The sequence below is a fragment of the Devosia sp. genome (genome assembly GCF_030689745.1).
GTDB lineage: Bacteria > Pseudomonadota > Alphaproteobacteria > Rhizobiales > Devosiaceae > Devosia > Devosia alba.
Map to the genome: position 1 here is coordinate 1 of NZ_JAUYGL010000201.1, position 12,092 is coordinate 12,092.

7 protein-coding genes are annotated in these 12,092 nt (G+C 65.6%); 3 read left to right on the forward strand and 4 right to left on the reverse strand.

Annotation, left to right across the window (positions count from 1 at the left end):
* The 3 genes from Q8O80_RS17805 to Q8O80_RS17815 form a co-directional block, all read right to left on the reverse strand.
* Nucleotides 1-260, reverse strand: a 260-nt coding sequence (locus tag Q8O80_RS17805; protein WP_305581732.1) for an AAA family ATPase, incomplete at its 3' end; no start/stop codon positions are given.
* Complete coding sequence (locus Q8O80_RS17810; protein ID WP_371136234.1) at nucleotides 260-961, reverse strand: fumarylacetoacetate hydrolase family protein; 702 nt, start codon at nucleotides 959-961, stop codon at nucleotides 260-262. The genes Q8O80_RS17810 and Q8O80_RS17805, both read right to left, overlap by 1 nt.
* Nucleotides 936-1,997 carry an aldo/keto reductase gene (locus tag Q8O80_RS17815; RefSeq protein WP_305581736.1) on the reverse strand — a complete coding sequence of 354 codons (1,062 nt, stop codon included), beginning with the start codon at nucleotides 1,995-1,997 and terminating at the stop codon, nucleotides 936-938. The genes Q8O80_RS17810 and Q8O80_RS17815 overlap by 26 nt, the downstream gene beginning before the upstream one ends.
* Before the next feature lie 166 nt (nucleotides 1,998-2,163).
* Between Q8O80_RS17815 and Q8O80_RS17820 the strand changes: the two genes are divergently transcribed.
* From Q8O80_RS17820 to pbpC, 3 genes are all read left to right on the forward strand, one after another.
* Nucleotides 2,164-2,553: a YciI family protein gene (locus Q8O80_RS17820; protein ID WP_305581738.1), complete on the forward strand. Its 390-nt coding sequence runs from the start codon at nucleotides 2,164-2,166 to the stop codon at nucleotides 2,551-2,553.
* Between the two features lie 98 nt (nucleotides 2,554-2,651).
* Nucleotides 2,652-8,147, forward strand: coding sequence for an alpha-2-macroglobulin family protein (locus Q8O80_RS17825; protein WP_305581740.1), 5,496 nt, complete (start codon nucleotides 2,652-2,654; stop codon nucleotides 8,145-8,147).
* Nucleotides 8,144-10,273 (forward strand): penicillin-binding protein 1C, encoded by a 2,130-nt coding sequence (pbpC, locus tag Q8O80_RS17830; RefSeq protein WP_305581742.1) that lies wholly within the window; start codon nucleotides 8,144-8,146, stop codon nucleotides 10,271-10,273. The genes Q8O80_RS17825 and pbpC overlap by 4 nt, the downstream gene beginning before the upstream one ends.
* 112 nt (nucleotides 10,274-10,385) lie before the next feature.
* Here pbpC and Q8O80_RS17835 read toward each other — a convergent pair whose 3' ends face one another.
* Entirely contained in the window at nucleotides 10,386-11,660 is a 1,275-nt protein-coding gene (locus Q8O80_RS17835; protein ID WP_305581744.1) for an O-acetylhomoserine aminocarboxypropyltransferase/cysteine synthase family protein, read from the reverse strand.
* Nucleotides 11,661-12,092 lie beyond the last annotated feature (432 nt).

Sequence of the window (12,092 nt, forward strand, 5' to 3'; positions counted from 1 at the left end):
TTTTCGCTGACCAGGGTATAGATCAGGCTGTGAATGGTCTGGGCGCCCTTGCATCCCCGCTTGCGCATCACCAGCGCCGCCTTGCCGGTAAAGGCGGCAAAGCGGACCTTGCGCACATCCTGGGCCAGATGCACCGCCAGCGTCGACTTGCCGGTGCCTGCCCAGCCGAACAGGCGGAACACCTGCGGGCCGTCGCGGTCCTTGAGCCAATCCGATACCGCGACCAGCGCCGCGTCCTGCTGGGGGGACCAGACTGTCATCAGCTGATCACTGTCCGCACCGTGCCGACGCGCGCAATGCTGCCCTCGATCACATCGCCGCGCCCCACCGCGCCGACCCCGGCCGGTGTACCGGTCATGATCAGATCGCCGGCCTTCAGCGTCACAAACTGGCTGAGATAGGCGATGGCTTCGCCCACGCTCCAGATCTGGTCAGCCAGATCGCCGCGCTGGCGTTCCACGCCATTGACCGACAGCGTGATAGCGCCGCTGTCGGGATGGCCGATGGCTTCGGCAGGTTCGATGGTGCCGATGGGCGCCGAACAGTCAAATGCCTTGGCCATCTCCCAGGGGCGCCCGGCCTTTTTGGCCAGTGCCTGCAGATCACGCCGGGTCATATCCAGCCCGGCCGCATAGCCATAGACATGGTTCAGTGCATCGCCCACCGCGATATCGGCCCCGTCCTTGCCGATGGCCACCACCAGCTCGATCTCGTGCTGCAGATCCGCCGTCTGCGGCGGATAGGGCATGGCCGCCCCCCCCACCAGCACGGCATCGGCGGGCTTGGCGAAAAAGAACGGCGGGTCGCGCGTGTCATTGCCCATTTCCACGATGTGCTCGGCATAGTTGCGGCCGACGCAATAGAGCCGGCGCACGGCAAACAAGCCGCCCCGGGCAATGGGGATCGTGACGGGAGCATGGGGCGCAAACAGAAAATCACCCACGCTTGAAATCCTCGGCATAGGGGCCAATCAGGTCCAGATCGATCTTGCCCAGCCGGTCCTGCGCGGTGAAGGATTGATGCCAATAGGGATAAAGCAGCGGCGGCTGGCTGACCGCGTCGAGCCGTGCCCGTTCATCGACGCTCAGCGCGAGATCGGCAGCGGCCAGATTGTCCTGGAACTGGGCCTGGCTGCGCCCGCCAATGATCACCGAGCTTACCCCCACTCGACCCAGCGTCCAGGCCAGCGCCACCTGCGCCCCCGACACGCCGCGCTCCCCGGCAATGGCCACGATGACATCGACAATGTCGTAGAGCCTGTCCCAGTCATAGACCGGCGGTTCGCGGAAGCCGCCGACATGACGGCCACTGTCGGGCCCGCCGTCGCGGCGATATTTGCCCGACAGCAGACCGCCGGCCAGCGGCGACCACACCAGAATGCCCAGCCCCTGGTCCTGGCTGATCGGCACCAGCTCATATTCGGCCTCGCGCGAGTGCAGCGTATAATGGATCTGCTGGCTGACAAAGCGCTCGCCGGCCCGCTCCCTGGCGGCCGCCAGCGCCTTGGAAATGTGCCAGCCCGAATAGTTGGAACAGCCGATATAGCGGACATGGCCATGGCGCACGAGCGTGTCGAGCGCCTCCATGGTCTCCTCGATCGGCGTCTGCCCGTCCCATTCATGCACCTGGTACAGGTCGATGACGTCGGTCTTCAGGCGCTGCAGACTGGCCTTGCACTGCGCGATGATATGGTGACGGCTCAGCCCGATCTCGTTGGGGCCATCCCCCATCTTGAAGCGCACCTTGGTGGCGATCAGCGCCTTTTGCCGCCGCCCGTTCTCGGCCAGGATATCGCCAAGAATCTCCTCCGACACGCCGGCATTGTAGACATTGGCAGTGTCGTAAAGATTGATCCCGGCATCGAGGCACATATCGACCTGTCGCGCGGCGTCGGCCCGGCTGGTATTGCCGATCTTCTCGCTGCCCCCAAAAGTCATGGTGCCCATGGTCAGGGTCGACACTTTCAGGCCCGAGCGCCCCAGATAGCGGTATTCCATGGGTGTTCTCCCCCAACGGGAACTGAATCAACTGCAAGACGAGAACATTGCATAAACCACCGCGCCGTGCACGCGAAGGGACCGGGCGCCGATTTGTGTCCCCCATGCCTTCTCCAGACCAGAAAGTCCCGGCATAATCCCCCGGTTCAACACAGGGATTCGCACCATGCTTTATGCCGTGCTTTGCTATGAGGACGAAAAGGCCGTCAGCGCCTGGACCCAAGAGGAAGACGATGCCTGCATGGCCCGGCTCGATCTGGTGCAGGACGCCATGCGCGCCAAGGGCCGGCTGGGCCCGGTGGTGCGGCTGCAAAACACCAGCGCCGCCACCACCCTGCGCAAAAACTCGGGCACCACAGTGGTGCTTGACGGCCCGTTTGCCGAGACCAAGGAGCAGTTCCTGGGCTTTTACGTTGCCGATTGCGACTCAATCGATGAGGCCATCGCCTTCGCCGAGGAACTGGCCAAGGCCAATCCCGGCAGTGGCGCGGGCGCCTATGAAATTCGCCCGCTGGCAATTTACCGGCCGGGCGATGTGACGCCGCCAAAAGGCTAGGCGACACCAATCAGCCCGGTCCTGCCCCGTCTTTCCCTTGCATTCTGCCCGTGCCTATTGTCCATATGCAGCAGAGGCTTGAAGCTTGGGAGAGCAGCATGCGGCACGGTGTTGGCGTTATTCGCTGGGTTGGAGCGGCACTGATCCTGGCGCTGGGCATGGCCAGCGCGCCGGCAGCCGAACCCAACATCACCCTGCTGCCCGACACCGACCTGCCGGGCTTTGACTATGCCATCGTCAAGGATAGCAGTCTTGATGCCTGCAGCGCCGCCTGTGCCGAGGATCAGCTCTGCCTGGCCTTCACCTTCAACCAGAAATCAAACTGGTGTTTCCTCAAGGGCGATATCGGCGAGGCCACCCAGTTCAAGAGTGCCGTCTCGGGCACGCTCGACCGTGCGGCGACAATGGCCACCACCGCGGTGGTGCGTCAGGCCGAACTGCCCTTTCCGGCCCAGGACCTGATTGATACGGCGCGGCGCTTTGCCAATGAGCTGCCGCTGACCGACGCGCCACCGCCCAAGGCCAGCTATGCCGATCTGGTAGCCGATGGCGACGCCGCCAGCGCCGCCGAAAATCCGGCCGGCGCAATGATCGCCTATCGCCAGGCGCTGGCCATCAACCCCAATGATCCCGCCTTGTGGCAGGCGCTGGCCATTGCCGCGCTGACCCGCGCCGAAGCTGTGGCTGGTGCCAGCGAAGGCGACAACAGCGCCGAGCTTGGCCGCACCGCTGTGTCGGCCGCCCTCAACGCTTTTCTGCGCGCCACCAGTGTCGATGACCGGGCCTATGGCTTGCGGGCACTGGCCAATGGCCTGGAATATGCCAGCATGTGGCGCGAGGCGATCGCCACCTATCGGCTCAGCCTCGCCCTGGTCCCCGACGCCGACGTGGCCGCTCATCTCGACGAAATTGTCGCCCAGCACGGCTTCCGCGTGGTCAATCATGTGGTTGATGCCGAGGCAGCCGCCCCGCGCATTTGCGCCGTGTTCTCCGATCCGCTCGGCAGCACCGACCTCTCCGCCTATGTCGTGGTCGCCGATGCCCCCCAGACTTCGGTGGAGACCGAGGCCGACCAGATCTGCGTCGACGGCGTCAGCCATGGCAGCCGCTACGCCATCAAGCTGCGGGCCGGTCTGCCCTCGGCCGATGGCGAAACCCTGAGCGACGATGTCGAGCTCAATGTCTATGTGCCTGATCGCGCGCCCTTTGTCGGCTTTGCCAACAATGCCTATGTCATGCCAGCCGGGCTGGGTGGCGGCTTGCCGATCACCTCGGTCAATGCCGACACCGCCGAGCTCAAGATCTACCGCATTGGCGACCGGGCCATTGCCAGCGCCGTGCGCGACGGCATTTTCCAGGGCAATCTGACCGATTACGCGGCTGAGGACATTGCCGACCGCGTTGGCCAGCAGGTCTGGAGCGGCGAGGTCGACCTGGCGCGTGGCGAGCCCAATGCGCTGACCACCACCGCCATTCCCATCGCCGATGCCATCGGCGACATGCGGGCGGGTGCCTATGTGGTGACGGCCCGCATCAAGGGCGCCGTCGAGGATCGCTATTGGGAAGAAAAAGCTACCCAGTGGTTCATCATCACCGATCTGGGCCTGACCACCATTGCCGGCGATGACGGTGTGCACGCCTTTGTGCGGGGCCTGACCGACGCCCGGCCGGTGGCCAATGCCAGCGTCCGCCTGATTGCCGTCAACAATGACGTGCTGGGCGAGACCACAACCGACGCCGATGGCCGCGCCCTGTTTGCCCCCGGGCTGGCCCGCGGCACGGGCGGCGCGGCACCGCAATTGCTGGTGGCCGAAACCGCTGACGGCGACTATGCCTTTCTCGATCTGAGCAAGCCGGCCTTCGACCTGACCGATCGCGGCGTCGAAGGGCGGCCCTCGCCCGGCCCGCTCGACCTGTTTGCCACCACCGAGCGCGGCGTCTATCGCCCCGGCGAAACCGTGTTCCTCACCGCCCTCCTGCGCGATGACCGCGCCCAGGCCGTCACCGGCCTGCCGCTGACCCTGGAGGTCCAGCGGCCAGACGGCGTCATCGCCAGCACGCAATTGCTCAGCGACGAGGGCGCCGGTGGTTACTTCACCAGCCTGCCCATGGTCGAAGAAGCCATGCGCGGTTCCTGGACGCTGCGGCTCTATTCCGATCCCAATGCCGACGCGCTGTCTTCCACCAGTTTCCTCGTCGAGGATTTCGAGCCCGAGCGGCTGGCCTTTGAGCTGAGCACCGCCGACGACGCGCCCTTCGTGATCGAGGCGGTAACCGAGATCGACGTCGCCGCCAAATATCTCTATGGCGCCACCGCACCGGGCCTGGCCATTGAAGCCGACGCCATCATCAGCCCGGTCAAGACGCTGAAGGCCTTCCCCGGCTATACCTTCGGCCGGCTCGACGACAGCATGGAAACCACGCGCGAGCCGCTTGGCGTTGTCGGCACCACCGACGAGGCCGGCAATGCCGTGGCCGAGATCACCCTGCCGCCGGTGCAGACCACCACGCGGCCGCTGCAGGCGCAGATCCTGCTGCGGCTGGTCGACACCAATGGCCGCACCATTGAGCGCAGTATTGCCCGCCCTGTGCTGGCCGACGGCGATCGCATCGGCATCAAGCCGGTGTTCTCCGACCCCACCGGCCTGCCCTCGGGCAGTGCGGCGCAGTTCAACATCATTGCCGTCTCGCCCGAGGGCGAGGCTGTCGCCAAGACCGGCCTGAACTGGACCCTGTCGCGCGTCGAGACCACCTATCAGTGGTATCGCAATGGTAGCGCCTGGCAGTGGGAAGCCATCACCACCACCCGCGAAGTAGCCAGCGGCAGCGTTGACACACCGGCGGGCGGGCCGGTCACCGTAGGCGCCAATGTCGATTGGGGCCGCTACCAGATCGAGGTCGACAGCACCGGCCCCGACGCGACCGCCTCGAGCTATGATTTCTATGCCGGCTATTACTATGCCGATGCCGGTTCGGACACGCCCGACACCTTGCAGGTGGCCCTCGACAAGCCGGCCTATCGCGTTGGCGAAACGGCCCGGCTCAAGCTCGACCCGCAATTTGCCGGCACCGCGCTGGTAATGGTGGTCGACAACCGCGTCATCGCCATGCAGGCGGTGGAGGTCCCCGCCGAAGGCACCACCATTGGGCTAGAGGTTACCGATGAATGGGGCCCCGGCGCCTATGTGACGGCCATCCTCTATCGTCCCGCCGATGCGGGCGAAAAGCGCATGCCATCGCGCGCCCTGGGCCTGGCCTTTGCCGATGTCGAACCGGGTGACCGCAAGCTCGATGTCAGCCTTGTCACGCCCGACATCGCACTGCCGCGCCAGAGTTTTACCGCCGAAATCGCGCTGGGCAATCTGGCCGCCGGCCAGCGGGCCTATGTCGCCGTCGCCGCCGTTGACCTGGGCATTCTCAACCTGACCAATTTCAAGGTGCCCAGCCCCGATGACTGGTATTTCGGCCAGCGCCAGCTCGGCATGGATATTCGCGATCTCTATGGCTCGCTGATCGATCCGACCCAGGGCATGGCCGGCGCCATGCGCTCGGGCGGCGATGGCGGCGCGGCGCGGCTGGGCACGCCGCCACCCACCTCGGTGCTGGTCGCACTGCATTCCGGCATTGTCGACATCGATGCCGACGGCAAGGCCAGCATCACCTTCGACATGCCCGATTTCTCGGGCACGGTACGGGTCATGGCCATGGCCTGGACCGACACTGCGGTCGGCCACGCCTCGACCGATGTGATCGTGCGCGATCCGGTGGTCGTCACCCTCAGCCCGCCGCGCTTCCTGCGTGTCGATGACACCTCGCGCCTGCTCGTCGAGATCAACAATGTGGGTGGTGCATCGGGCACTTACGGTGTCGCCCTGTCGACCGGCACCGGCCTTGGCACTGACGCGACCGACACGCTGGTCGAGCTGGCCCAGGGTGAACGCACGGCGCTCAACCTCAAGCTGCAGGGCCTGGCGATCGGCGACTGGCCCATCGACCTGACCATCACCGCACCCGATGACAGCACCCAGACCAAGGCGCTGACCCTGGGCGTCCGCCCCATCAGCGCCCCGGTCACCACCAGCACGCTGATTGCCATCGACCCCGGCAAGACCACCAGCATTGATGAGGGCTTTTTTGCCAGCTACATGGCCAATACCGGCGCCATGACCCTGGCGGTCGGCCCTCTCGCCCGGCTCGATGTCCCCGGCCTGCTGCTCTCGCTCGACCGCTATCCTTATGGCTGTGCCGAGCAGATTTCCAGCCGCGCCCTGCCGCTGCTCTACCTCAACGACGTCGCCAAGCTGATCGGCGTGGCGGGTGATGAAGAGCTCAGCCAGACCGTCAACAACGCCATTGCCAATCTGCTGTCCAAGCAGAATTCGGGCGGCGGCTTTGGCCTCTGGGGGCCATTCGATGGTGGCGATGGCTGGCTTGATGGCTATGTCACCGACTTCCTGCTGCGCGCCCGGGCAGCCGGCTATGCGGTGCCCGAGCAGGCCATGAGCCGGGCGCTCGACAATCTGGGCAACCAGCTCTCCTATGCCAGCGACTTCGATAATGGCGGCGAAGACATTGCCTATGCACTCTACGATCTGGCGCGCGCCGGACGCGTCAGCATGGGCGATCTGCGCTACTATCTCGAAGCACGCCTCGACGCCTTCGGTTCGCCCCTGGCCAAGGCCCAGCTCGGCGCCGCCCTGGCGCTCTATGGCGACACCACCCGCGCCGCCACGGCATTCGATGCGGCCGTCAGCAGTCTGGCCGATGCGCCCAACCGGCAGCGCTACCGTGCCGACTATGGCAGCCTGCTGCGCGACACAGCGGGCGTATTGGCACTGGCGGCCGAATTCAAGCCGGCCGGCGTCGATCTGACGGCGCTGGCCGACCAGCTCGCCAAACTGCGCAACGCCGCCCGCTATAGCTCGACCCAGGAAGACGGCTGGACCCTGCTGGCGGCGGCTGCCCTGGGCAGCGGCACCACCGACGGGACCATCAGCCTGAACGGAGAGGCCCTCGCCGCGCCGGTCTATCGCCGCTTCGAGCAGACCGGGTTCAGCCCCATCGACATCACCAATAATGGCGATGCCGCCACCCAGGCCAAGGTGACCGTCACCGGCTATCCCAGCGTGCAGCCCGACCCATCCAATGCCGGCTTCACCCTGTTCCGCGAGTATTTCCTGCCCGATGGCACCCCCGTTGACATCGACATCGACGCCATCGCCCAGAATGAGCAGCTGGTGGTGGTGCTGACCGTCTATCCGGAAACCCTGGGATCAGGACAATACCTGCTGGCCGACCCTCTGCCCGCCGGCTTTGAAATCGAAAACCCGGACCTGTCGGCAGGCGAAGGCGTTGCCGATTTCAACTGGCTGCAGCTCGACACGGCCAGCCATGTGGAATCGCGCACCGACCAATATGTCGCCGCCTTCCGCTTCTTCTCCGAGCCGGGTAGCTTCACCACGGCCTATCTGGTGCGGGCCGTCAGCCCGGGTCTGTTCACCCTGCCCGGCGCCACTGTCGAGGACATGTATCGGCCAGAGCTGCGGGCCAATACCGCCGCTGGCATGGTCGAGGTGACAGCGACAGGCCCGTGAGCACGCCCGAGGCGACACCACCCCTATCCTCACCGCGCCCCTGGGCGCGGTGGCTGACGCTGCTCGGCTTTGCCCTGTTCGTGCTGGCCTTTGTCGGCACGATCCAGCTCAGCGCCAGCATTGCCGGCATTGCGCAGGCACTGCCCCCCACGCCACATGCGGCCACGCTGCCCGTCTCCACCGCCGTGACCGATCGGGACGGGCTGTTGCTGCGACCCTTCGCCACCGCGCAGGGCCGCTGGCGCCTTCCCGTCCAGCGCGACGCGGTCGATCCGCGCTTCCTTGCCATGTTGATCGCCTATGAAGACCGCAGCTTTGCCAGCCATGACGGCATCGCCTGGTCATCCATGCTGCGCGCCGCCGGGCAATTCGTCATGGCGGGCGGCCGGGTCGTGTCCGGCGGCTCAACGCTGACCATGCAGGTGGCCCGGCTGCTCGAAGGGGAACCCACGCGCGACGCCTGGGGCAAATTGCGCCAGATGGTGCATGCCCGCCAGCTCGAAGCCGATCTCGGCAAGGACGACATCGTCGACCTCTACCTGACGCTGGCGCCCTATGGCGGCAATATCGAGGGGATCCGCGCCGCGAGCCTGGCCTATTTCGGCAAGGAGCCGAACCGGCTGACCACGGCGCAGGCGGCGCTGCTGGTGGCCTTGCCACAATCGCCTGAACTTCGCCGCCCCGACCGCAATCCCGAGGCCGCCCGTGCCGGTCGCGACAAGGTGCTTGATCGTCTCGTGGCCCTGGGGGCCCTGCCGGTTGAAGAGGCCATTGCCGCCAAGCACGAGCCGGTGCCGACGGCCCGCCGGGCCTTTCCCATGCTGGCCGCCCACTTGGCCGAACAGGCGATGCGCGCCCAGCCCGAAACCCGCACGATCAGTCTGACCATCGAGCGGCGCCTGCAGGACGCCCTCGAGCAGCTTGCTGCCGCGCGGGCCCGCTTGATTGACCCCAGGGTCTCGGTCGCCATTGTCGCCGCCGATATCGAAAGCGGCGAGATCCTCGCCTCAATCGGTTCGGCCGGCCTGTTTGCCACCCAGAGCGAGGGCTATGTCGATATGACCAGGGCCGTACGCTCGCCCGGCTCCACCCTCAAGCCGCTGATCTATGGGCTGGCGTTCGAGCTGGGACTGGCCCATCCACAAAGCCTGATCGAGGATCGCCCCACCGCCTTTGGCAGCTATGTCCCGATCAATTTTGATGGCTTCAGTCGCGGCACGGTGACCATTCACGACGCCCTGACGCAGTCGCTCAACATCCCCGCCGTGGTGGTGCTTGATGCCGTGGGGCCGGCGCGGCTGGTGTCGCGCCTGCGCCGGGCCCATGCCGATCCGCGCCTGCCCACCGATACCGCGCCGAGCCTTGCCGTCGGCCTGGGTGGCGTCGGCATCACCCTTCGCGATCTGGTTTCGGTCTATGCCGCCATTGCCCAGGGCGGCACGCCGGTGATTGTGCATGACGGCACCACCCCGCCACTGCCCCCACCCATTGCCGCGCCCGTGCTCGACCCGATCAGCGCCTGGTATGTCGCCGATATCCTGGCTGACGTCGCCCCACCGCTGAACGGCTCGCCCGGTCGTATCGCCTACAAAACCGGCACCTCCTATGGCTATCGCGATGCCTGGGCCATCGGCTTTGACGGCAAGACGGTGATCGGCGTCTGGGCCGGCCGCCCCGATGGCGCCCCCGTCCCGGGCCTCGCCGGCATTACCGGCGCCGCGCCAATCCTGTTTGAGGCCTTTGACCGGCTGGGCAGTCGGCGCGCGCCACTGCCGCGCGCCCCCAAGGGGACCCTGTTTGCCTCGACCACCGAGCTGCCCGCCCCGCTACGGCGCTTCCGCCATCCCGACACCGACCTGGTCGCTCGCGACGCCGCCCCCGAGATCGCCTTTCCCGGCGATGGGGTGGCCGTCGATCTGGGGCTGGGCCTCGGCCAATCCGCCCCGCTCATGGTCAAGGTGCGCAACGGGGTGCCCCCCTTCACCTTCTTTGCCAATGGCGCCCCGTTCGGGCGGCCCGGCTTTGCCCGTCAGGACAATTGGCACCCTGATGGTCCCGGCTATGTCACGCTGTCGGTGGTCGACGCCGAAGGGCGGGGCGACAGTGTCAGGGTGTTCCTGAACTAGGTCCGGCCCGCCGGGCGGCCAGCGGCTTTCGTCGTTAGCCACGCCCTGACAAAAAAAAGGGACGGCAGAAATGCCGTCCCTTGCATGTGGCACTTGCCAATCGGCCTGAACGCTAGCCGACCTTGGCCAGCGCCTGTTCGACATCGGCAATGATGTCGTCAATATGCTCAATGCCCACCGAGATGCGCACCAGATCTTCCGACACACCGGCGGTGGCCAGTTCCTCGGTCGAGAGCTGGCGATGGGTGGTCGAGGCCGGGTGGCAGGCCAGTGATTTGGCGTCGCCGATATTGACCAGTCGCAGGATCATGTTGAGGGCGTCAATGAACTGACCACCCGCCACCGCGCCGCCCTTGATGCCAAAGCTGACAATGCCGGAGGCCTTGCCCTTGGTGATCTTGTTGGCAGTCGCATGATACTTGCTGGTCGGCAGCGCCGCATAATTCACCCAGCTCACCTTGGGATGTGCCTGCAGGTAGTTGGCCAGAGCCAGCGAATTCTCGCAATGGCGTTCCATGCGCAGGCCCAGTGTTTCCAGCCCCATCAGGAACAGGAAGGCGCTGTGCGGCGACAGGGCCGCGCCGGTATTGCGCAATGGCACCACGCGGCAACGCCCGATATAGGCAGCAGCGCCAAGCGCCTCGGTATAGACCACGCCGTGATAGGAGGGGTCGGGCTCGTTGAGGATCTTGAAGCGGTCCTTGTTCTTGACCCAGTCGAACTTGCCGCTATCGACAATGATGCCGCCGATGGAATTGCCGTGCCCGCCGATATATTTGGTCAGCGCGTGCACCACGATATCGGCGCCGAATTCGAACGGCTTGCACAGATAGGGCGTCGCCACCGTATTATCGACAATCAGCGGCACGCCATGCTTGTGCGCGATCTCGGCCAGCCGCTGAATGTCCACAACATTGCCGGCCGGATTGCCGATCGACTCGCAGAAGACCGCCTTGGTGTTCTCGTCAATCAGCGCGTCGATGCCGTCAAAATCGCCCTGATCGGCCAGCCGCACATCAATGCCCTGGCGCGGGAACGAGTGCATGAACAGATTATAGGTGCCACCATAGAGCTGGCTCACCGAAACGATATTGTCGCCCATCCCGGCAATCGCCTGGATCGCATAGGTGATGGCCGACATGCCCGAGGCCACGCACAGCCCGGCAATGCCGCCTTCCATTTCCGCCACGCGCTGCTCCAGCACGGCCGTCGTGGGGTTCATGATGCGGGTATAGATATTGCCCGGCACCGCCAGATTGAACAGGTCGGCGCCGTGTTTGGTGTCGTCAAAGGTATAGGAGGTGGTCTGGTAGATCGGCACCGCGGCCGCCTTGGTGGTTGGCTCCGATGTGTAGCCGTGGTGCAGCGCAATTGATTCCAGCTTCATGGATTACCCTCTCGTCCGTTGGATTTCATTGTTCGATCTAAGCGATACCATCGCTGGCCAGCATTTTGCGCCGCTGATCGCACGTTTCGGCGACGTCGTCGCCGAAATAACAAAGACCATGGTTGCAGGCAAGTTTGGGTCGACAGGGCGTTGCGTGGCTGACCTCGGCGGCAATTGGGCGACCGCGAGGCGCCGAAATGCCCAGAGCCCGTGGGTGCAGGCGTGCCTGTCAACGCGCAGTCACCGCTGCGGGAAGGCGCCAGTCTGCCCGCGCCGCAGCCGGGTCGTGGACGGCCCGGGGCGACGCCCCCTGCCGTTCGCAAAAGCGACCATGAGCGATCAATCGTGCTCGGCGACCGGGTCTTTGCGCGGTACCGCTCGCAGCTTGTCGAGCAGATAGGCGTGGGTGGCCCGATTGGCCACAATCAACAC

Bases quoted from the DNA above. Each gene is read 5' to 3' on its own strand.
- Q8O80_RS17810 (WP_371136234.1), bottom strand. From the start codon at position 961: ATGCCGAGGATTTCAAGCGTGGGTGATTTTCTGTTTGCGCCCCATGCT.
- Q8O80_RS17815 (WP_305581736.1), bottom strand. From the start codon at position 1,997: ATGGAATACCGCTATCTGGGGCGCTCGGGCCTGAAAGTGTCGACCCTG.
- Q8O80_RS17820 (WP_305581738.1), top strand. From the start codon at position 2,164: ATGCTTTATGCCGTGCTTTGCTATGAGGACGAAAAGGCCGTCAGCGCC.
- Q8O80_RS17825 (WP_305581740.1), top strand. From the start codon at position 2,652: ATGCGGCACGGTGTTGGCGTTATTCGCTGGGTTGGAGCGGCACTGATC.
- Q8O80_RS17835 (WP_305581744.1), bottom strand. From the start codon at position 11,660: ATGAAGCTGGAATCAATTGCGCTGCACCACGGCTACACATCGGAGCCA.